Origin of the sequence: Streptomyces achromogenes, assembly GCF_030816715.1 — a bacterium.
GTDB classification, from domain to species: domain Bacteria; phylum Actinomycetota; class Actinomycetes; order Streptomycetales; family Streptomycetaceae; genus Streptomyces; species Streptomyces achromogenes_A.
Window position 1 is genome coordinate 7,567,051 of record NZ_JAUSYH010000001.1, and the last position, 19,858, is coordinate 7,586,908.

At 72.4% G+C, this 19,858-nt stretch carries 19 protein-coding genes and 1 pseudogene; 14 read left to right on the plus strand and 6 right to left on the minus strand.

The window, feature by feature from the left end; genetic code table 11:
* Nucleotides 1-59: 59 nt before the first annotated feature.
* Nucleotides 60-2,462 (minus strand): Tex family protein, encoded by a 2,403-nt coding sequence (locus QF032_RS33845; protein WP_307059038.1) that lies wholly within the window; start codon nucleotides 2,460-2,462, stop codon nucleotides 60-62.
* An 81-nt stretch (nucleotides 2,463-2,543) separates the two neighbouring features.
* Nucleotides 2,544-2,675, minus strand: coding sequence for an LPFR motif small protein (locus QF032_RS33850; protein ID WP_306947312.1), 132 nt, complete (start codon nucleotides 2,673-2,675; stop codon nucleotides 2,544-2,546).
* Nucleotides 2,676-2,845: 170 nt separating this feature from the next.
* On the opposite strand from QF032_RS33850, the pseudogene QF032_RS33855 reads away from it, so the two are divergent.
* A pseudogene (locus tag QF032_RS33855) lies at nucleotides 2,846-3,010 on the plus strand (GlxA family transcriptional regulator); the annotation flags it as partial.
* A gap of 13 nt (nucleotides 3,011-3,023) precedes the next feature.
* Here QF032_RS33855 and QF032_RS33860 read toward each other — a convergent pair.
* Nucleotides 3,024-3,773, minus strand: coding sequence for an enoyl-CoA hydratase/isomerase family protein (locus QF032_RS33860; RefSeq protein ID WP_307047741.1), 750 nt, complete (start codon nucleotides 3,771-3,773; stop codon nucleotides 3,024-3,026).
* Between the two features lie 300 nt (nucleotides 3,774-4,073).
* Between QF032_RS33860 and QF032_RS33865 the strand changes: the two genes are divergently transcribed.
* The gene (locus QF032_RS33865) at nucleotides 4,074-4,592 is read left to right on the plus strand and encodes an ATP-binding protein (protein ID WP_307050438.1); all 519 of its coding nucleotides are present in this window, start codon (nucleotides 4,074-4,076) and stop codon (nucleotides 4,590-4,592) included.
* A gap of 3 nt (nucleotides 4,593-4,595) precedes the next feature.
* Here the strand turns inward: QF032_RS33865 and idi are convergent, their stop codons facing one another.
* From idi to galE, 3 genes are all read right to left on the minus strand, one after another.
* Complete coding sequence (gene idi, locus QF032_RS33870; RefSeq protein ID WP_307047743.1) at nucleotides 4,596-5,189, minus strand: isopentenyl-diphosphate Delta-isomerase; 594 nt, start codon at nucleotides 5,187-5,189, stop codon at nucleotides 4,596-4,598.
* A gap of 199 nt (nucleotides 5,190-5,388) precedes the next feature.
* Complete coding sequence (locus QF032_RS33875; protein ID WP_307059040.1) at nucleotides 5,389-6,324, minus strand: cation diffusion facilitator family transporter; 936 nt, start codon at nucleotides 6,322-6,324, stop codon at nucleotides 5,389-5,391.
* A 145-nt stretch (nucleotides 6,325-6,469) separates the two neighbouring features.
* Complete coding sequence (galE, locus tag QF032_RS33880; RefSeq protein ID WP_306947299.1) at nucleotides 6,470-7,438, minus strand: UDP-glucose 4-epimerase GalE; 969 nt, start codon at nucleotides 7,436-7,438, stop codon at nucleotides 6,470-6,472.
* A gap of 328 nt (nucleotides 7,439-7,766) precedes the next feature.
* Between galE and QF032_RS33885 the strand changes: the two genes are divergently transcribed.
* The 12 genes from QF032_RS33885 (at nucleotide 7,767) to QF032_RS33935 (ending at nucleotide 19,815) form a co-directional block, all read left to right on the plus strand.
* Entirely contained in the window at nucleotides 7,767-9,569 is a 1,803-nt protein-coding gene (locus tag QF032_RS33885; RefSeq protein WP_306947296.1) for a DUF5941 domain-containing protein, read from the plus strand.
* Nucleotides 9,566-10,318, plus strand: a complete 753-nt coding sequence (locus QF032_RS33890) for a phosphocholine cytidylyltransferase family protein (RefSeq protein WP_307047749.1) — start codon at nucleotides 9,566-9,568, stop codon at nucleotides 10,316-10,318. The genes QF032_RS33885 and QF032_RS33890 overlap by 4 nt, the downstream gene beginning before the upstream one ends.
* Nucleotides 10,306-11,367 (plus strand): iron-containing alcohol dehydrogenase family protein, encoded by a 1,062-nt coding sequence (locus QF032_RS33895; RefSeq protein WP_307047751.1) that lies wholly within the window; start codon nucleotides 10,306-10,308, stop codon nucleotides 11,365-11,367. Before QF032_RS33890 ends, QF032_RS33895 begins: the two co-directional genes overlap by 13 nt.
* On the plus strand, nucleotides 11,345-12,124 hold the full coding sequence (locus QF032_RS33900) for a CDP-alcohol phosphatidyltransferase family protein (RefSeq protein ID WP_307059042.1): 780 nt from the start codon (nucleotides 11,345-11,347) through the stop codon (nucleotides 12,122-12,124). The genes QF032_RS33895 and QF032_RS33900 overlap by 23 nt, the downstream gene beginning before the upstream one ends.
* Nucleotides 12,121-13,005, plus strand: a complete 885-nt coding sequence (locus tag QF032_RS33905; RefSeq protein ID WP_307047753.1) for a glycosyltransferase family 2 protein — start codon at nucleotides 12,121-12,123, stop codon at nucleotides 13,003-13,005. The genes QF032_RS33900 and QF032_RS33905 overlap by 4 nt, the downstream gene beginning before the upstream one ends.
* Before the next feature lie 97 nt (nucleotides 13,006-13,102).
* Nucleotides 13,103-14,032 carry an ABC transporter permease gene (locus QF032_RS33910; protein WP_057582726.1) on the plus strand — a complete coding sequence of 310 codons (930 nt, stop codon included), beginning with the start codon at nucleotides 13,103-13,105 and terminating at the stop codon, nucleotides 14,030-14,032.
* Nucleotides 14,025-14,816, plus strand: coding sequence for an ABC transporter ATP-binding protein (locus QF032_RS33915; protein ID WP_307059043.1), 792 nt, complete (start codon nucleotides 14,025-14,027; stop codon nucleotides 14,814-14,816). Before QF032_RS33910 ends, QF032_RS33915 begins: the two co-directional genes overlap by 8 nt.
* A 356-nt stretch (nucleotides 14,817-15,172) precedes the next feature.
* Nucleotides 15,173-16,075, plus strand: coding sequence for a squalene synthase HpnC (gene hpnC / locus QF032_RS33920; protein WP_307059045.1), 903 nt, complete (start codon nucleotides 15,173-15,175; stop codon nucleotides 16,073-16,075).
* Complete coding sequence (gene hpnD, locus QF032_RS33925) at nucleotides 16,072-17,022, plus strand: presqualene diphosphate synthase HpnD (protein ID WP_307059047.1); 951 nt, start codon at nucleotides 16,072-16,074, stop codon at nucleotides 17,020-17,022. Before hpnC ends, hpnD begins: the two co-directional genes overlap by 4 nt.
* Nucleotides 17,022-17,174, plus strand: a complete 153-nt coding sequence (locus QF032_RS40745; protein ID WP_373430412.1) for a DUF6380 family protein — start codon at nucleotides 17,022-17,024, stop codon at nucleotides 17,172-17,174. Before hpnD ends, QF032_RS40745 begins: the two co-directional genes overlap by 1 nt.
* Nucleotides 17,171-18,676 carry a hydroxysqualene dehydroxylase HpnE gene (hpnE, locus tag QF032_RS33930; protein WP_307059049.1) on the plus strand — a complete coding sequence of 502 codons (1,506 nt, stop codon included), beginning with the start codon at nucleotides 17,171-17,173 and terminating at the stop codon, nucleotides 18,674-18,676. The genes QF032_RS40745 and hpnE overlap by 4 nt, the downstream gene beginning before the upstream one ends.
* Before the next feature lie 74 nt (nucleotides 18,677-18,750).
* Complete coding sequence (locus QF032_RS33935) at nucleotides 18,751-19,815, plus strand: polyprenyl synthetase family protein (RefSeq protein ID WP_306955843.1); 1,065 nt, start codon at nucleotides 18,751-18,753, stop codon at nucleotides 19,813-19,815.
* The last annotated feature ends 43 nt before the right edge of the window (nucleotides 19,816-19,858 follow it).

Consider the following 19,858-nt stretch of genomic DNA (forward strand, 5'->3'; position numbering starts at 1 on the left):
CGCCGCGCCCTGTCGGGCCCGCGGCTTGAAGCGTGCCGCGGGCCCGGGTCGCTCGTCGGTCAGCCCCGGCCCCTCTTCGGGTCCGCCAGGCCTGCTCGGCGCAGTGCGTCGGCCATCGCGCTGTTGGCCGGCGGCGGAGCCTGGCGCGAACCGCCGCCGCCACCGCCGCCGCGCTGCCCGCCCTGCTGCCGCTGTTGCGGCGGTCGCCCGCCGCCGCGCTGAGAACGGCCCCCGCCGGCGGCCTGACCCTGGCCGCCCTGCGGGGCCGCCTCGTCGTCGAGCCGGAGCGTCAGCGAGATCCGCTTGCGCGGGATGTCGACGTCCAGCACCTTCACCTTGACGATGTCGCCGGGCTTGACGACGTCCCGGGGATCCTTGACGAACGTCTTCGACAGCGCGGAGACATGTGCCAGTCCGTCCTGGTGGACGCCGATGTCGATGAACGCCCCGAAGGCCGCCACGTTCGTCACCACGCCCTCCAGGACCATCCCGGAGGCGAGGTCGGAGATCTTCTCCACGCCGTCCTTGAAGGTCGCCGTCTTGAAGGCGGGCCGCGGGTCACGCCCGGGCTTCTCCAGCTCCCTGAGGATGTCGGTGACGGTCGGCAGTCCGAACGTCTCGTCCACGAAGTCCGCCGGCCGCAGCGAGCGCAGGACGCCCGTGTTGCCGATCAGGGCGGCCACCTCCTGGCCGGAGGTCTTCACCATGCGCCGCACCACCGGGTACGCCTCGGGGTGCACGCTGGAGGAGTCGAGCGGGTCGGAGCCGCCGCGGATCCGCAGGAAGCCGGCGCACTGCTCGTAGGCCTTCGGGCCGAGCCGGGCCACCTTCTTCAGCTCGGAGCGGGAGGTGAAGGGCCCGTTGGCGTCCCGGTGCGCCACGATGTTCTCGGCGAGACCGGAGGAGATGCCGGACACCCGCGACAGAAGCGGCGCCGAGGCCGTGTTGACGTCCACCCCGACGCCGTTCACACAGTCCTCCACCACCGCGTCCAGCGAACGCGACAGCTTCACCTCGGACAGGTCGTGCTGGTACTGGCCGACGCCGATCGACTTGGGGTCGATCTTCACCAGCTCGGCGAGCGGGTCCTGGAGCCGGCGGGCGATCGACACCGCGCCGCGCAGCGACACGTCCATGTCGGGCAGCTCCTGGGAGGCGAAGGCGGAGGCCGAGTACACGGAGGCGCCCGCCTCGGACACCATCACCTTGGTGAGCTGCAACTCCGGGTGCTTCGCGATGAGTTCGCCGGCCAGCTTGTCGGTCTCGCGGGACGCGGTGCCGTTGCCGATGGCGACCAGGTCGACCGCGTGCTCCTTCGCCAGCCGCGCGAGCCTTGCGATCGCCTCGTCCCACTTGTTCGCCGGGACGTGCGGATAGATCACGTCCGTGGCGACGACCTTGCCGGTGGCGTCGACGACGGCGACCTTCACACCCGTACGGAAGCCGGGGTCCAGGCCCAGCGTCGCGCGCGTGCCGGCCGGGGCGGCGAGCAGCAGGTCACGCAGGTTGGCGGCGAACACGTTCACCGCCTCGTCCTCGGCGGCCGTGCGCAGCCGCAGCCGCAGGTCGATGCCGAGGTGGACCAGGATGCGGGTGCGCCACGCCCAGCGGACCGTGTCGCTCAGCCACTTGTCGCCGGGGCGACCACGCTCGGCGATCCCGAACCGCGACGCGATGAGGGGCTCGTACGACGAGGGGCCGGGCTGCTCGGAGGGCTCCTCCGGCTCCAATACGAGGTCGAGGACCTCCTCCTTCTCGCCGCGCAGCATCGCCAGGATCCGGTGCGAGGGCAGCGCGGTGAACGGCTCGGCGAAGTGGAAGTAGTCGGCGAACTTCGCGCCCGCCTCCTCCTTGCCCTCGCGCACCTTGGCGGCGAGCCGCCCGCGCGCCCACATGCGTTCGCGCAGCTCGCCGATCAGGTCGGCGTCCTCCGAGAACCGCTCGGTGAGGATGGCCCGCGCGCCGTCCAGCGCGGCCTGCGGATCGGCGACGCCCTTGTCGGCGTCCACGAACGCGGCGGCGGCCGCGAGCGGGTCCACCGAGGCGTCCCCGAGCAGGCCCTCGGCGAGCGGCTCGAGGCCCGCCTCGCGTGCGATCTGCGCCTTGGTGCGCCGCTTGGGCTTGAACGGGAGGTAGATGTCCTCGAGGCGCGCCTTGGTCTGCGCGCCGCGGATCTGCGCCTCGAGGACGTCGGTGAGTTTGCCCTGCTCGCGGACCGACTCCAGGACCGCCGACCGCCGCTCCTCCAGCTCCCGCAGGTAGCGCAGCCGCTCCTCGAGCGTGCGCAGCTGCGCGTCGTCGAGCATCTCGGTCGCTTCCTTGCGGTAGCGGGCGATGAAGGGCACCGTCGAGCCGCCGTCGAGCAGCTCCACGGCGGCCTTGACCTGCCGCTCCCGTACGCCGAGTTCCTCGGCGATCCTGCCTTCGATGGATCCTGCTTCGATGGACCCGGGTGTCGTCACGATCCCGTACCGCCTTCTCCACTGAGGTTGCGCGGCAATTGTGGCAGGCGGCACCGACAATCGGGGATCAGGGCACGGTCATCAGGCCCTGCGGCCGTGGGCCGAGCCCGACGCGCCGCCGAAGAGGCGGGCGAGCGCCCGGAAGGGCAGCGTCACCACGGTGGCGACGGCGCCACCGATCTGCCGCAGTACGTCTGCGATCGCACGGAACACGAACTTCCCCTTTCCTCGCCCGGCCGGTCACGGCCGGGTTCTGACAGGACGGCTGCCTCGGACGGGTACCTCGGGGCGGGCCGTCCATGCCGGTGATCGCCCGGGGCATGGCAGGAAAGGTGGGGAATGCGTCATTGCCGCCGTGCCGGGCCGGGCGAAGAATCGTGCGCATGGCGCAGCGAACCCTTCTCCTCGTCCTCTTCGACGGTGTCCAGAGCCTCGACGTCACCGGCCCCCTGGAGGTCTTCGCCGGGGCGGAGCAGCACACCCCGGGCGCCTACCGGATCCGCACCGCCTCCCTCGACGGGCGGCCCGTGCGCACCTCCGGCGGACTGGCCCGCAGCCGCTTCATCCTGACGTAGTCCAGGTGAAGCGCGGCTCCCGGCGCTGCAGGAACGCGGCGACGCCTTCCGCGGTGTCGCCGTTGCCGCGCGCCTGCGCGCTCCAGTGGGCGTCCCGGTCGGTGCGGCCGTTCGCGAACTCCTTGGCGGCGGCCTGCGTCAGCTGCGAGCGCGACGTCAGCAGGCGGGTGAACTCGCCGACCCGCTCGTCGAGCGCGTCCGCGGGGAGCACCTCGTCGACCAGCCCGGTGCGCAGCGCCCGCCCGGCGTCGATCAACTCGCCGGAGAACAGCAGGTACTTGGCGGTGGCGGGTCCCACCAGGGAGACCAGTCGCCGGGTGGCGGAGGACGGGTAGACGATGCCGAGCCGGGCCGGCGTCACCCCGAACAGCGCGCCCTCCTCGGCGAACCGCAGGTCGCAGGCGGCGGCGAGCTGGGCGCCGCCGCCGACGCAGTGCCCCCGCACGGCCGCCAGCGTCGGCTTGGGGAACGCCGCCAGGGCCTCCTCGGCCCGCACCGCCAGCGCCTGCGCCTCGTCCGGCGAGTCCTGAAGCGTGGAGATGTCGGCACCCGCGCAGAACGTGCCCCCCGCCCCCGTCAGCACCAGCGCCCGTACCGCGGGGTCGGCGGCGAGCGCGTCCAGCAGCGGGGGCAGCCCCGCCCACATCGCGGCCGTCATGGCATTGCGCTTCGCAGGGTGGTGCAGGACGACGGTGGCGACCGCGTCCGTGACGCCGTGCAGCAGTTCGGGCTCCATGCCCCGGATGCTAACCACCCGGACCGTCCCATGATCACGTGGGCCGACGGGGGCGGGAACGGCGACGCCGGCAAAAGCAGTCAAAACGGGAAGAGCGTCGCCGCCGGACCCGTACGACCCGAAGAGGGCGCGAAGGTGGCGTGAACGCGAAAGAAACGGTCCTGCGGTCGCCCCGGTCTCCCGGATGCGGTCGAAAACGCTCGATAACCGCTGACTTCTGTTCAGCCATCCGAAGAGGACCGCCTCGTTGCCAACATTCCGGATGTGGCGACAATCGAGCGCGAGGGCGGCGACCGGACGATGGACGATCACGGGCGCGGGCCCGACCCACGCCCAGAGGGCGGAGCAGGCGCACTTCCCGAGCCCCCCGCGGAGTCCGTGCCGCGCCCGCTGCCCTACGAAGGCGTCTGGCGGTTCACCGCCTCCGCCGTGGACGCCTCCGTCCCGCAGGCCCGGCACGCCGTGCGGGACCTGCTGTACCGCCAAGGGGTGCCGCTCTCCGACGACCTGGCCCAGGGGCTGCTGCTGATCGTCTCCGAGCTGGTGACCAACGCCGTCCGGCACGCGGCCCTGCTGTCGCCGGTGCTCGCGGTGGAGGTCGCCGTCGGAGCCGAGTGGGTGCGGGTCGCCGTGGAGGACGCCCACCCCTACCGCCCGACCGCCCTGGAGGCCGATCACGGCCGCACCGGCGGCCGGGGGCTGCTCCTGGTGCGGGAGATCGCCAGGGAGGCGGGCGGGGTGTGCGACGTCGAGCACACGGCGGGCGGCGGCAAGGTGATCTGGGCCGCCCTGCCGCTCAAGCCCGTGCGGACGCCCTGAGCCTCACCAGCCGGCCGAGGGGCCCGTCAGCTCGCGGACCGCGGGCCGCGCCGCGTCCAGGACGGTCATGAACCAGGAGGAGAACGGCTCCTTCTCGTGTCGTTCCGCCAGCTCGGCGGGGGTCACGAAGGCCGTGTCGCCGACCTCGTCCGCCTCCGGCCGCAGCGGGGACTGCACCAGCCCGACGAACAGGTGGTTGTACTCCTGCTCCACCAGGCCCGAGTCCGGGTCCGGATGGTTGTAGCGGACCGTCCCCGCCTCGGCGAGCAGCGACGGGGAGACGCCCAGCTCCTCGTGGGTGCGCCGGGCGGCCGCCGCGAACGGCGCCTCGTTCGGGTAGGGATGGCCGCAGCAGGTGTTGGACCACACGCCGGGGGAGTGGTACTTGCCGAGCGCGCGCTGCTGGATCAGCAGCCGGCCCCGCTCGTCGAAGAGGAACACGGAGAACGCGCGGTGCAGCTGCCCGGGCGGCTGGTGGGCGGCGAGCTTCTCCGCGGTGCCGATCGTGACGCCGTTCTCGTCGACCAGCTCCAGCAAGATCGCTTCAGCGATCCCGTTCGACGAGTCGTGTGTCGCGGTGGCAGGTGTGATCGGCATACCCATCCTTAGCATCGGTCCTCGCGTCCCAGTCTGCCGCACCCGCCCGGCGCTCCCGGTCGTTGGCGGGAAAGCGCGCATGTCCCGCGCGCGTGTCCCGTCGGCGCGGCGGGGACCCCGGAGGCGATCTTGCCCGGCGACGGGTCCGCGGAACCGTTTCGAATCTCTGCGCGAATCGGGTGGCGCACCCCGAGGGCGTTCAGTGGCAGAGCCGCGCCTCGTGTTCGGCGTGCCCGCTCGGCTCCAGCTGGAAGGTGCAGTGCTCCACGTCGAAGTGGTCGCCCAGGCAGCCCTGGAGCTCGTGCAGCATCTTCTCGTGGCCGATCGCGTTGAGCGCCTCCGAGCTCACCACCACGTGCGCCGACAGCACCGGCATGCCCGAGGTGATCGTCCAGGCGTGCAGGTCGTGGACGTCCTCCACCCCGTCCAGAGCGAGGATGTGGGACCGCACCTCGGCCATGTCGACGTCCTTGGGGGCCGACTCCAGCAGCACGTCGAGCGTCTCGCGCAGCAGCTTCACGGTCCGCGGCACGATCATCAGGCCGATGACCAGCGAGGCGATCGGGTCGGCGGTCTGCCAGCCGGTGGTCAGGATCACCGCCGCCGAGATCAGCACCGCCACCGAGCCGAGCGCGTCGGCGGCCACCTCCAGGAATGCCCCGCGCACGTTCAGGCTCTCCGCCTGGCCGCGCATCAGCAGGGTCAGCGACACCATGTTCGCCGCCAGGCCGATCGCGCCGAACCAGATCATCAGCCCGCCCTCGGTGGCGGCCGGCGTGAAGAACCGCTGGACCGCCTCGTACAGGACGTAACCGCCCACCCCGAGCAGCAGCAGACAGTTGGCGAGGGCTGCCAGGATCTCGGCGCGGGCGAGCCCGAAGGTGCGGTTCGCGCTCGGCGGCCGGCCCGCGAAGTGGATGGCGAGCAGCGCCATGCCCAGCCCCAGCGCGTCCGTCGCCATGTGCGCCGCGTCCGCGACCAGCGCCAGGGAGTCCGCGAGCACCCCGCCGACGATCTCCACCACCATGACGCCGAGCGTGATCGCCAGAGCGCCGCGCAGCCTGCCGCGGTACGCCGCCGCGGCGGTGCCGGTGGGCGCTGCGTGCGTGTGGCCGTGGTCGTGCCCAGCCCCCATGGAAACAGCCTTCCTGTGGTCCGTGCGTGCTGCCCGGGCTCACAGTGAACTACGGGTGGGGGGTATCCGGCAACGCGGCACTGAACACCGTTGTCATGTGCCCTGACCTGCGGAAACGAAGTGCAGGTCAGGACGTTTCACCCGGTCAGGAGCGGTGCAGCCGCCAGCCCTGCCACGCCGACTCGACCATCTCCCGTACCCCTCGCCGGGCCGTCCACCCCAGTTCCCGGGCCGCCAGTCCCGCCGCGGCCACCGCGCGCGGCGCGTCCCCGGGCCTGCGCCCCTCGACGACCGCCGGGCGGGTGTCGCCGGTGACCTCGCCGATGAGGGTGACCAGCTCGCGCACCGAGACGCCCTCGCCCCGGCCGATGTTCACCGTCAGGTCGCCCGCCGCGTCCGGCGCGCTCAGCCGCCGGGCCGCCGCGAGATGGGCCTCGGCCAGGTCCGCCACGTGGATGTAGTCCCGCACGCACGTCCCGTCCGGCGTCGGGTAGTCGGCGCCGAAGATCCGCGGGGCCTCGTCGCGGGTGAGCCGGTCGAAGACCATCGGCACCACGTTGAAGATCCCGGTGTCGGCCAGCTCGGGCGCCGCCGCCCCGGCCACGTTGAAGTAGCGCAGACACGTCGTCGCGATGCCGTGCGCCTGCCCCGCCGCCCGCACCAGCCACTCTCCGGCGAGCTTGGTCTCGCCGTACGGGTTCACCGGAGCGCACGGGGTGTCCTCGGTGATGAGGTCCACATCGGGATTGCCGTAGACGGCCGCGGAGGAGGAGAACAGGAACCGCCGGATCCCGGCCTCGGCGACCGCCTCGAGCAGCGTGGCGAGACCGCCCACGTTGTCCCGGTAGTAACGGGTGGGCCGCGCCATCGACTCGCCGACCTGCTTGTGCGCGGCCAGGTGCACCACACCGGTCACGGCGTGCTCCGCGAGGGTCTTCCCGAGCAGGTCGGCGTCGAGTGCCGAGCCCCTGACGAGCGGGACGTCCGCCCCGAGCCGGGCGGTGACGCCGGACGAGAGGTCGTCCAGGACGACGACCCTTTCGCCGGCCCCCGTCACGGCCCGCGCCACATGTGCCCCAATGTATCCGGCTCCGCCGGTGATCAGCCACGTCATGCCTGTGACCCTATGCCGACCGCGGTCAGGGCCCGGGCCGCGGGCGGTGTCCCGGATGTCGGCTCCGGGCGGCGCGGTTTGTCGGCCGGGCCGCCGATCACCCATGATGATCTCGGCGAAGGCCGGTTCCACCGGGGGACGGTGGCGCCGGGGACCGTGTCGGCCGTGCCGCAACGGGCGGTGAACGCGGCCTTCCCGGCATCCGATAGCCTCTGCCGACATGCCGCCCGCCTGGTGCGGCGCCGGTGAGGTCGCCGGTGCAGCCAAGGGGCGCCCCCCATCGTTCATGACCGGCGTGAAGCGCGCCGGACCCAGGGAGTGAGTTCGGTTGTCGACCGCCATCCTCACCGGCTCGCCGGTCCCCGGATCGTCGATCGAGGGCGACCTGCGGTCCCTCGGCTTCGACGTCCTGACCGCCTCCGACGCCGGTGACGCCGAGGCACTCCTCGCCGCCGTCCCCGGCGACCAGCGCGTCGCCGTCGTGGACGCCCGCTTCGTCGGGCACGAGCACGCGCTGCGCCTGGGACTCACCGACCCCCGCTTCCCGCTCGCCGCGATCCCGGGCGCGCTGACCGCGCAGCCGGCCGGCCGGCAGGCCCTGACCCGCGCGATGGCCCGCGAGAACTCCGCGAGCGGCGGCACCCTGCTGGCCGTCGAGAGCCTCGCCGACCGGGTGGTCGCCGCCCTCGACGCCGACGGCGCCGGCGTGCACCGCCCCGAACTGGGCAGCCTGGTCGCGCAGGTGCCCGTCGACCCGCAGACCCGCAACGAGGCACGGCAGGCCGTGGCCGCCCTGGACGACGAGGCGGTGCGCCTGAAGTCGGCCGTCAAGGCCCGCGACGGCTTCTTCACCACCTACTTCATCAGCCCGTACTCCCGCTACATCGCCCGCTGGTGCGCCCGCCGAGGTCTGACCCCGAACCAGGTCACCACCGCCTCGCTGATCACCGCGCTGATCGCGGCGGGCTGCGCGGCCACCGGCACCCGCGGCGGGTTCGTCGCGGCCGGCGTCCTGCTGATCGCCTCCTTCGTCCTGGACTGCACCGACGGACAGCTCGCCCGCTACTCCCTGCAGTACTCCACCCTGGGCGCCTGGCTCGACGCCACCTTCGACCGGGCCAAGGAGTACGCCTACTACGCGGGTCTCGCCCTGGGGGCCGCCCGCGGCGGCGACGACGTGTGGGCGCTCGCGCTGGGCGCCATGGTCCTGCAGACCTGCCGGCACGTCGTGGACTTCTCCTTCAACGAGGCCAACCACGACGCCACCGCCAACACCAGCCCCACCGCCGCCCTCTCCGACAAGCTCGACAGCGTCGGCTGGACGGTCTGGGTGCGGCGGATGATAGTCCTGCCCATCGGCGAACGATGGGCCATGATCGCCGTGCTGACCGCGGTCACCACCCCCCGCATCACCTTCTACGCGCTGCTCGTCGGCTGCGCCTTCGCGGCGACGTACACCACGGCGGGGCGCGTCCTGCGCTCGCTGACCCGCAAGGCCAGGCGGACGGACCGGGCGGCGCAGGCGCTGGCGGACCTCGCGGACAGCGGGCCGCTGACCGAGGCGCTGGTCCGCCTCCTTCCCGGCAAGCCCCGGCCGACCGCGCCCCTCAGCGCCGCCGTGGGCGCCGTCCTGGTCACCCTGGGGGCCTGGATGTGGGGCCCGAGCTGGTGGGTCGTCCTGATGGCCGGCGCGTACGCGCTGGCGTCCGCCGAGGCCGTCGCCCATCCCCTCAAGGGCGCCCTCGACTGGCTGATCCCCCCGCTGTTCCGCGCCGCCGAGTACGGCACGGTCCTGATCCTCGCGGCCCGGGCCGACGTGGATGGAGCGCTCCCCGCGGCTTTCGGGCTGGTCGCCGCCGTCGCCTACCATCACTACGACACGGTGTACCGCATCCGCGGCGACGCCGGAGCGCCGCCGGCCTGGCTGGTGCGCACCGTCGGGGGGCAGGAGGGGCGGACGCTGCTCGTGGCCGTGCTGGCCGCGCTGCTCACCGCTTCGCAGTTCACGGTCGCGCTCACGGTCCTCGCCGTGGCCGTCGCCGTGCTGGTGCTCCTCGAGAGCATCCGCTTCTGGGTGGCCGCCCACAAGGGCGGCGCTCCCGCCGTACACGATGAAGGAGAACCCGCATGATCGGCCTCGTGCTGGCGGCCGGCGCCGGACGGCGTCTGCGCCCCTACACCGACAGCCTGCCCAAGGCGCTGGTGCCGGTGGGGCCCGCGGGCATAGAAGGCGAGCCCACGGTCCTGGACCTGACGCTCGGCAACTTCGCCGAGATCGGGCTGACCGAGGTCGCGGTCATCGTCGGCTACCGCAAGGAGGCCGTGTACGCGCGCAAGGCGGCGCTGGAGGCGAAGTACGGCCTCAAGATCACCCTCATCGACAACGACAAGGCCGAGGAGTGGAACAACGCCTACTCCCTGTGGTGCGGTCGTGACGCCCTCAAGGACGGCGTGATCCTCGCCAACGGCGACACGGTGCACCCGGTCTCCGTCGAGCGGACGCTGCTCGCCGCCCGCGGCGAGGGCAGGAAGATCATCCTCGCGCTGGACACCGTGAAGTCCCTCGCGGACGAGGAGATGAAGGTCGTCGTCGACCCCGAGAAGGGCATGACGAAGATCACCAAGCTGATGGACCCGGCCGAGGCCACCGGCGAGTACATCGGCGTCACCCTCATCGAGGGCGACGCGGCCCCCGAACTGGCCGACGCGCTCAAGACGGTGTGGGAGACCGATCCGCAGCAGTTCTACGAGCACGGATACCAGGAACTGGTGAACCGCGGCTTCCGCATCGACGTGGCGCCGATCGGCGACGTCAAGTGGGTGGAGATCGACAACCACGACGATCTCGCCCGCGGACGGGAGATCGCGTGCCAGTACTGACCCGGCTGATCCCCTCACCGGTCGTCGTGGACATCCGCCCGGGTGCCCTGGACGACCTGGTCGGGGTCCTCGCCGACGAGCGCATCTCGCACTCGGGCAAGCTCGCGATCGCCGTCAGCGGCGGCTCGGGCGCCCGGCTGCGCGAGCGCCTCACCCCGGCCCTGTCCGGCGCCACCTGGTACGAGGTGGGCGGCGGCACCCTCGACGACGCCGTCCAGCTGGCCGGCGACATAAAGGCCGGCCACTACGACGCCGTCGTGGGTCTGGGCGGCGGCAAGATCATCGACTGCGCCAAGTTCGCCGCGGCGCGGGTGGGACTGCCGCTGGTCGCCGTGCCGACGAACCTCGCGCACGACGGCCTGTGCTCGCCGGTCGCCACCCTCGACAACGACGCGGGCCGCGGCTCCTACGGAGTGCCGAACCCGATCGCCGTCGTGATCGACCTGGACGTCATCCGCGAGGCCCCGGTGCGTTTCGTGCGCGCCGGCATCGGCGACGCGGTGTCCAACATCTCGGCGATCGCCGACTGGGAGCTCGCCAACCGGGTCAAGGGCGAGAAGATCGACGGTCTCGCGGCCGCGATCGCCCGGCAGGCCGGCGAGGCCGTGCTGCGGCACCCGGGCGGCGTCGGCGACACCGGCTTCCTCCAGGTGCTGGCCGAGGCGCTGGTGCTCAGCGGCATCGCGATGTCGGTGTCGGGCGACTCCCGCCCCTCCTCCGGCGCGTGCCACGAGATCAACCACGCCTTCGACCTGCTCTTCCCCCGGCGGGCCGCCGCCCACGGGGAGCAGTGCGGACTCGGGGCGGCCTTCGCGATGTACCTGCGCGGCGCCCACGAGGAGTCCGCCTACATGGCCCAGGTGCTGCGCCGGCACGGACTGCCCGTCCTGCCCGAGGAGATCGGCTTCACGGTGGACGAGTTCGTCCGCGTCGTGGGGTTCGCTCCCGAGACCCGGCCGGGCCGCTACACGATCCTCGAACACCTCGACCTCAAGCCCGACCAGATCAAGGACGTCTACACCGAATATGTCAAGGCCATCGGTAGCTGAACTCAGACCGGTCGTCCACCCCCCGGGGGTGAAGGACCGGCGCAGCGGTGAGCACTGGATGGGACGCCTCTACATGCGTGAGGTGTCCCTGCGGGTGGACCGCTATCTGGTGAACACCAGGGTCACGCCCAACCAGCTCACGTATCTGATGACCGTCTTCGGGGTGCTCGCGGCCCCGGCCCTGCTGGTGCCGGGGATCACGGGCGCCGTGCTCGGCGTGGTGTGCGTCCAGATGTACCTGCTGCTGGACTGCGTGGACGGCGAGATCGCGCGCTGGAAGAAGCAGTACTCGCTGGCCGGGGTCTACCTGGACCGGGTCGGCGCGTACTTGACCGACGCGGCGGTGCTCGTCGGCTTCGGTCTGCGCGCCGCCGACCTGTGGGGCAGCGGGCGCATCGACTGGCTGTGGGCCTTCCTCGGCACGCTGGCCGCGCTCGGCGCCATCCTGATCAAGGCGGAGACCGACCTCGTCGGCGTCGCCCGTCATCAGGGCGGGCTGCCGCCGGTCAAGGAGGCGGCGTCCGAGCCGCGCTCCTCCGGCATGGCCCTGGCCCGCCGGGCCGCCGCGGCGCTCAAGTTCCACCGGCTGATCCTCGGCATCGAGGCGTCCCTGCTCATCCTGGTCCTGGCCGTGGCCGACCAGGTGCGCGGCGACCTGTTCTTCTCCCGGCTCGGCGTGGCCGTGCTGGCCGCCATCGCGCTGCTGCAGACGCTGCTGCACCTGGTGTCCATCCTCGTCTCGAGCAGGCTCAAGTGAGCGCGGCGGCGAAGGTCGGCGCGGTCGTCATCACCATGGGCAACCGCCCCGAGGAGCTGCGCGCCCTGCTCGACTCGATCGCCAAGCAGGACGGCGACCGGGTCGAGGTGGTCGTGGTCGGCAACGGCGCGCCCGTCCCGGACGTCCCCGAGGGCGTCCGGACGATCGAGCTGCCCGAGAACCTCGGCATCCCCGGCGGCCGCAACGTCGGCATCGAGGCCTTCGGGCCCGGCGGCCGCGACGTCGACATCCTGCTGTTCCTGGACGACGACGGCCTGCTGGCCCACACGGACACCGCCGAACTGTGCCGCCGCGCCTTCGACGCCGATCCGGAACTGGGCATCATCAGCTTCCGGATCGCCGACCCGGACACCGGCGTCACCCAGCGCCGCCACGTGCCCCGGCTGCGCGCCTCCGACCCGATGCGCTCCTCACGGGTCACCACCTTCCTCGGCGGCGCGAACGCCGTCCGCACGAAGGTGCTCGGGCAGGTGGGCGGTCTCCCCGGCGAGTTCTTCTACGCCCACGAGGAGACCGACCTGGCGTGGCGGGCGCTCGACGCGGGCTGGATGATCGACTACCGGTCGGACATGGTGCTGTACCACCCGACGACCGCACCCTCACGGCACGCGGTGTACCACCGCATGGTGGCCCGCAACAGGGTGTGGCTGGCCCGCCGGAACCTGCCCGCCCCGCTGGTCCCGGTCTACCTCGGGGTCTGGCTGCTGCTCACGCTGGTCCGCCGCCCCTCGGGGCCGGCCCTGAAGGCGTGGTTCGGCGGTTTCCGGGAGGGCTGGAGCACTCCCTGCGGGCCGCGCAGGCCCATGAAGTGGCGTACGGTGTGGCGGCTGACCCGGCTGGGCCGGCCTCCGGTGATCTGACAAGCTCGTCCCTGAGGGCCCCGGGACGTACCGCGGGCCCCCGGCTCATGCGGGTCCCCCCGGGGCTGCGCATCCCGAAGACGAAGGTTTCCTACCTGTGAGTGAGACAACGCATGACGTCGGAGTCGCCGTGAGCGCGCTTCCGTCGCCCGACGAGGGCCTCACGGCGGCGCAGCTGGCAGCCAGGTACGGGCTGGCCGTGAGCGGCGCCCGGCCACCGCTGCGGGAGTACGTCCGCCAGCTGTGGGGGCGCCGTCACTTCATCCTGGCTTTCTCCCGGGCGAAGTTGGCCGCGCAGTACAGCCAGGCCAAGCTGGGCCAGCTGTGGCAGGTGGCCACGCCCCTGCTGAACGCGGCCGTGTACTTCATGATCTTCGGCCTGCTCCTCAACGCCAGCCGCGGGATGCCCAAGGACGTGTACATCCCGTTCCTGGTCACGGGCGTCTTCGTGTTCACCTTCACGCAGACCTCGGTGATGAGCGGCGTCCGGGCGATCTCCGGCAACCTCGGCCTGGTGCGCGCGCTGCACTTCCCGCGCGCCTCGCTGCCGATCTCCTTCGCGCTGCAGCAGCTCCAGCAGCTGCTGTACTCGATGCTGGTGCTGTTCGCCGTGGTGATCGGCATGGGCAGCTACCCGGACCTGTCCTGGACGCTGATCGTCCCGGTGCTGGCCCTGCAGTTCTGCTTCAACACCGGCCTGGCGCTGGTGTTCGCGCGGGCCGGCGCCAAGACCCCCGACCTGGCGCAGCTGATGCCGTTCGTGATGCGCACGTGGATGTACGCCTCCGGCGTGATGTTCTCCATCCCCGTCTTCCTCGCGGACAAGCCGCAGTGGGTGGCGAACGTCCTGCAGTGGAACCCCGCCGCGATCTACATGGACCTCATGCGCTTCGCGCTCATCGAGGAGTACGGCGCGGAGAACCTGCCCGACCATGTGTGGGCGGTCGCGGGCGGCTGGGCGGTCCTCATGGCCGTCGGCGGGTTCGTGTACTTCTGGAAGGCGGAGGAGAGGTACGGCCGTGGTTGATCCGCTTCCGGCAGACCAGGCGGGACGCAGGGTTCCGACGGTCATCGCCGACGAGGTCCACATCGTCTACCGCGTCAACGGCGCCAAGAGCGGGAAGGGCAGCGCCACCGCCGCCCTCAGCCGTATCGTCAAGCGCGGTGAGGAGCGCGGCGTGCGCAAGGTGCACGCGGTGCGCGGCGTCTCCTTCGTCGCCCACCGGGGCGAGGCCATCGGCCTGATCGGCTCCAACGGCTCCGGCAAGTCCACGCTGCTGCGCGCCATCGCCGGGCTGCTGCCGCCGGAGAGCGGCAGGGTGTACACCGACGGACAGCCCTCGCTGCTCGGCGTCAACGCCGCGATGATGAACGACCTCACCGGCGAACGCAACGTCACCCTGGGCGGTCTGGCCATGGGCATGTCCCGTGAGGAGATCAGGGAGCGCTACCAGGGGATCGTCGACTTCTCGGGCATCAACGAGAAGGGCGACTTCATCAGCCTGCCGATGCGCACCTACTCCTCCGGCATGCAGGCCCGGCTGCGGTTCTCCATCGCCGCGGCCAAGGACCACGACGTCCTGATGATCGACGAGGCCCTCGCCACCGGCGACGCCAAGTTCCGCAGGCGCTCCGAGGCGCGGGTGCGGGAGCTGCGCGAGCAGGCCGGCACGGTGTTCCTGGTGAGCCACAGCAACCAGTCGATCAGGGACACCTGCGACCGCGTGCTCTGGCTGGAACGCGGTGAACTGCGCCTGGACGGGCCGACGGAAGAGGTCCTGCGGGAGTACGAGAAGTTCTCGGGCAAGTAGGCCGTGCGCCGGGGCCCCGCCGGAACTGTCCGGCGGGGCCCCGCGTCTGCAAAAGAAGCGTCAACTCCCCTCCGCGCAAGGAATCTTGACGCCGATCGGTGTGTTGTTGTGATGTGCAGAACACCCCCTGCGCACCGCGCTGCGTTGTACGACGTAAGCTGGACCGGTCCCGAAACGAGTCAAGTGGGGCGATAACGCTCAGTGCCACGGCCGAAGCCTCGCGCCGACGTGCGGGCGGCGTGTCCGAAATAGTGTGTATTGGGTCGGCAGTGTAGAACGGGAGATGTGACGGCATTGGCTACGGAAACTCCCCAGCTCAGCGCAGGCCGCGCCGTTTCCGCAGCGGGCGGCCGGGGATGACGGCGTCCGCCGCGCCACGTACCGGCGACCCGGTGGACGGCACCCTGGCCAAGGCCGCGCACGAGAACTTCCCCGTGGCCCCCTTCTTCCTGCCCCGGGCCTGGCGTGACGACCTCATGGCCGTGTACGGCTTCGCCCGTCTCGTCGACGACATCGGCGACGGAGACCTCGCGCGGGGCGGCGCCGACGCCCGGCTGCTCGGCGTGCCGGCCGCCGAGGCGGCGGACCGCATGGTCCTGCTGGACGCGTTCGAGGCCGATCTGCGACGGGTCTTCGACGGCACGCCCCGGCACCCCCTGCTGCGCCGCCTCCAGCCGGCCGTCCGCCGCCGCGCGCTCGGTCCCGAGCCCTTCCTCGGTCTGATCGCCGCCAACCGGCAGGACCAGCTCGTCACCCGCTACGAGACCTACGACGACCTCCTCGCCTACTGCGAGCTGTCCGCCAACCCCGTGGGCCGCCTGGTCCTCGCCGTCACCGGCGCCTCGACCCCCGAGCGGATCCGCCTCTCCGACGCGATCTGCACCGCACTGCAGATCGTCGAACACCTGCAGGACGTGACCGAGGACCTCGGCCGCGACCGTGTCTACCTGCCCGCCGCGGACATGAAGCGCTTTCACGTCCGGGAGGCGGACCTCGCCGTGACGACCGCGGGCGCGTCGGTACGCGCACTGGTCGCCTACGAGGCGCAACGCGCGCGCGATCTCCTGAATGAAGGCGCCCCCTTGGTGGGTAGCGTCCACGGCAGGCTGAGACTGCTGCTCGCGGGGTTCGTGGCGGGAGGAAGGGCGGCGATCCGAGCGATCGCCGCCGCCGAGTACGACGTACTTCCCGGCCCGCCCAAGCCCGGCAAGCTCCAGTTGCTGCGCGAGGTGGGCGTGACCCTGCGAGGAGAGGGGTGATCCGGACCGTGGAGTCGTCCGCGCACGTGTCCGCACCGGTACTCGCCGCCTACAGCTACTGCGAGACCGTCACCGGACAGCAGGCCCGCAACTTCGCGTACGGGATCCGGCTGCTGCCCACGCCCGAACGCCGCGCGATGTCGGCGCTCTACGCCTTCTCGCGCCGCGTCGACGACATCGGCGACGGCGCGCTGGACGGCGACGTCAAGAACGCCCGGCTCGAGGACACCAGGGCGCTGCTCACCCGCGTCCGCGCGGGCGAGGTCGAGGAGGACGACACCGACCCCGTCGCGGTCGCCCTCGCGCACACGGCCCGGGCCTTCCCGGTCCCGCTGGGCGGTCTGGACGAGCTGATCGACGGCGTGCTGATGGACGTGCGCGGCGAGACGTACGAGACCTGGGACGACCTGAAGGTGTACTGCCGCTGTGTGGCGGGCGCCATCGGGCGGCTCTCCCTCGGTGTGTTCGGCACCCAGCCGGGGGCGCGTGGCGCCGAGCGCGCGCCGGAGTACGCCGACACGCTCGGGCTCGCACTCCAGCTCACGAACATCCTCAGGGACGTCCGTGAGGACGCGGCGGGGGGCCGGACCTATCTGCCCGCCGACGACCTCGCCAAGTTCGGCTGTTCGGCCGGGTTCGACGGCCCCAAGCCGCCGGAGGGCTCCGACTTCGCGGGTCTCGTCCACTTCGAGGTGCGGCGGGCCCGCGCCCTGTTCGCCGAGGGCTACCGGCTGCTGCCCATGCTCGACCGGCGCAGCGGCGCCTGCGTCGCCGCCATGGCCGGCATCTACCGTCGGCTCCTCGACCGCATCGAGCGCGACCCCGGGGCCGTGCTGCGCGGCCGCGTCTCGCTGCCCGGCCGGGAGAAGGCCTATGTCGCCGTGCGCGGCCTGTCGGGCCTGGACGCCCGGCACGTGTCGCGACGGAGCGTCAGGAGGCACGCCTGATGGACGTGCCGGGCGACGACGGGAACCGCGGTGACGCCACCGAAGAAAAGCGGTGGGCAACCCTCCGGTGCGGCGCGGCGTCCCTGACTGCGACGGCCTGCGGTGCAGCATTCAAGCGCCATGGTCGGCCCGCACAGAAGGGTGCACGATGAACGACGAGCAGCTCGCGGACGCCGCGCACACGCCCGAACCCGCGGGACGCACCGCCGTCGTCGTCGGGGGCGGGCTGGCCGGAGTCACCGCCGCGCTCGCGCTCGCCGACGCGGGCGTGCGCGTCACCCTGCTCGAGGGCCGGCCCCGGCTCGGCGGCCTCGCCTTCTCCTTCCGGCGCGGCGAACTGACCGTCGACAACGGACAGCACGTCTACCTGCGCTGCTGCACCGCCTACCGGTGGTTCCTCGACCGCATCGACGGCAGCGCGCTGGCACCGCTGCAGAATCGTCTCGATGTGCCCGTCGTCGACGTCGACAAGCCCGAGGGGCGGCGGCTCGGCAGGTTGCGCCGCGACCCGCTGCCGGTGCCCCTGCACCTGGGGCGCAGCCTCGCCGCGTACCCGCACCTCTCGCTCGCCGAACGCGCCAAGGTGGGCCGCGCCGCACTCGCCCTCAAGGGCCTCGACCTCGCCGATCCGGCCCTGGACGCCCAGGACTTCGGCAGCTGGCTGACCGCGCACGGACAGTCGGCGCGCGCCGTCGAGGCCCTGTGGGACCTGGTCGGGGTCGCCACCCTCAACGCGGTCGCCGGCGACTGCTCGCTGGGGCTCGCCGCGATGGTGTTCAAGACCGGCCTGCTGTCCGACCCGGGGGCGGCCGACATCGGCTGGGCGCACGTCCCGCTGGGCGAGCTGCACGACCGGCTGGCCCGCAGGGCGCTCGACGCCGCGGGCGTGCGCACCGAGGTCCGCGCCCGCGTCACCTCCCTCGCACAGGGCGACGACGGGACCTGGCGCGTGCGGGTTCCCGGCGCGACGCTCCGCACGGACGCCGTCGTGCTCGCCGTACCGCAGCGCGAGGCCTACGACCTGCTGCCCGACGGAGCGCTCCACGACGCCCGGCGACTGCTCGAGATCGGCACCGCGCCCATCCTCAACGTGCACGTCGTCTACGACCGCGAGGTGCTCGACGCGCCCTTCTTCGCGGCCCTCGGCACCCCCGTGCAGTGGGTGTTCGACCGCACCCACGCCTCCGGACTGCGCGCGGGCCAGTACCTCGCCCTCTCCCAGTCCGCCGCGCAGGACGAGATCGACGAGCCCGTCGCCGCCCTGCGCGAGCGCTACCTGCCCGAGCTGCGACGGCTGCTGCCGGGCGCTCGCCGGGCCGAGGTGAAGGACTTCTTCGTGACCAGGGAGCGGACCGCCACGTTCGCCCCCGCCCCCGGCGTCGGACGGCTACGTCCCGGCGCCCGCACCGAAGCACCCGGCCTGTACCTGGCCGGAGCGTGGACCGCCACAGGGTGGCCCGCGACCATGGAGAGTGCGGTCCGCAGCGGTGTGAGTGCGGCGGACGCCGCGCTCGGCGCGCTGGGCCGGCCCCGACCCCGCCGCCTGTTCGCCTTCGAGGAAGCGGCCCACTGCATCGCCTCGGGGGGCGACCCCCGCACCCCCGGCAGACAGCCGGAGGGAACCGGCGTGCCCCTGCGAGGTGGGACCCGGTGACGTTCGATCAGCATGGCTCGGCACACCCCCGCACCCCCTCCGGTAACGCGACAAGAGGAGAATCTGTGCCCACTGTGCCCCCGGCCACGTCGGCCGTCCGGCGGACCGCGGTGGACGTGACCGCGCTCCTGGAGCGCGGCCGCACCCTGGCCACACCGGTGCTGCGGGCGGCCGTCGACCGTCTGGCGCCGCCCATGGACACGGTCGCCGCCTACCACTTCGGCTGGATCGACGCGCAGGGCAACCCGACCGACGGCGACGGCGGCAAGGCGGTGCGCCCCGCGCTCGCCGTGCTCTCCGCGGAGGTCGCCGGGGCCGCTCCCGAGGCCGGCGTCCCCGGCGCGGTCGCCGTGGAGCTGGTCCACAACTTCTCGCTCCTGCACGACGACCTGATGGACGGCGACGAACAGCGCCGGCACCGCGACACCGTCTGGAAGGTGCACGGCCCCGCCCAGGCCATCCTGGTCGGCGACGCCCTGTTCGCCCTCGCCAACGAGATCCTGCTGGAACTCGGCACCGTGGAGGCCGGCCGCGCCACGCGCCGGCTGACCACCGCCACCCGCGCCCTCATCGACGGTCAGGCCCAGGACATCTCCTACGAACACCGCGACCGGGTCAGCGTCGAGGAGTGCCTGGAGATGGAGGGCAACAAGACCGGCGCCCTGCTGGCCTGCGCCAGCTCCATCGGCGCGGTGCTCGGCGGGGCCGACGAGCGCACCGCGGACACCCTGGAGAAATACGGCCACCACCTCGGCCTCGCCTTCCAGGCCGTCGACGACCTCCTCGGCATCTGGGGCGACCCGGAGGCCACCGGCAAGCAGACCTGGAGCGACCTGCGCCAGCGCAAGAAGTCGCTGCCCGTGGTGGCCGCCCTCGCCGCGGGCGGTCCCGCCTCCGAGCGGCTCGGCGAGATCCTCGCCGCGGACGCCAAGAGCAGCGACTTCGACAACTTCTCCGAGGAGGAGTTCGCGGCCCGGGCCGCCCTGATCGAGGAGGCGGGCGGCCGCGAGTGGACCGCCGGGGAGGCACGCCGGCAGCACGCCGTCGCCATCGAGGCCCTGAACGCCGTGGACATGCCCGAGCCGGTGCGGGAGCGGTTCACGGCGCTCGCCGACTTCGTCGTCGTACGAAAGAGATGATCACTATCGGTCGAATAGCCCTCGCGTAGTCGCCGGCCGGTGT

Excerpts from the sequence above, each read along its gene's own strand:
- QF032_RS33860 (WP_307047741.1), bottom strand. The coding sequence starts at position 3,773 with ATGGAGCCCGAACTGCTGCACGGCGTCACGGACGCGGTCGCCACCGTC.
- QF032_RS33865 (WP_307050438.1), top strand. The coding sequence starts at position 4,074 with ATGGACGATCACGGGCGCGGGCCCGACCCACGCCCAGAGGGCGGAGCA.
- idi (WP_307047743.1), bottom strand. The coding sequence starts at position 5,189 with ATGCCGATCACACCTGCCACCGCGACACACGACTCGTCGAACGGGATC.
- QF032_RS33875 (WP_307059040.1), bottom strand. The coding sequence starts at position 6,324 with ATGGGGGCTGGGCACGACCACGGCCACACGCACGCAGCGCCCACCGGC.
- galE (WP_306947299.1), bottom strand. The coding sequence starts at position 7,438 with ATGACGTGGCTGATCACCGGCGGAGCCGGATACATTGGGGCACATGTG.
- QF032_RS33890 (WP_307047749.1), top strand. The coding sequence starts at position 9,566 with ATGATCGGCCTCGTGCTGGCGGCCGGCGCCGGACGGCGTCTGCGCCCC.
- QF032_RS33900 (WP_307059042.1), top strand. The coding sequence starts at position 11,345 with ATGTCAAGGCCATCGGTAGCTGAACTCAGACCGGTCGTCCACCCCCCG.
- hpnC (WP_307059045.1), top strand. The coding sequence starts at position 15,173 with ATGACGGCGTCCGCCGCGCCACGTACCGGCGACCCGGTGGACGGCACC.
- QF032_RS40745 (WP_373430412.1), top strand. The coding sequence starts at position 17,022 with ATGGACGTGCCGGGCGACGACGGGAACCGCGGTGACGCCACCGAAGAA.
- hpnE (WP_307059049.1), top strand. The coding sequence starts at position 17,171 with ATGAACGACGAGCAGCTCGCGGACGCCGCGCACACGCCCGAACCCGCG.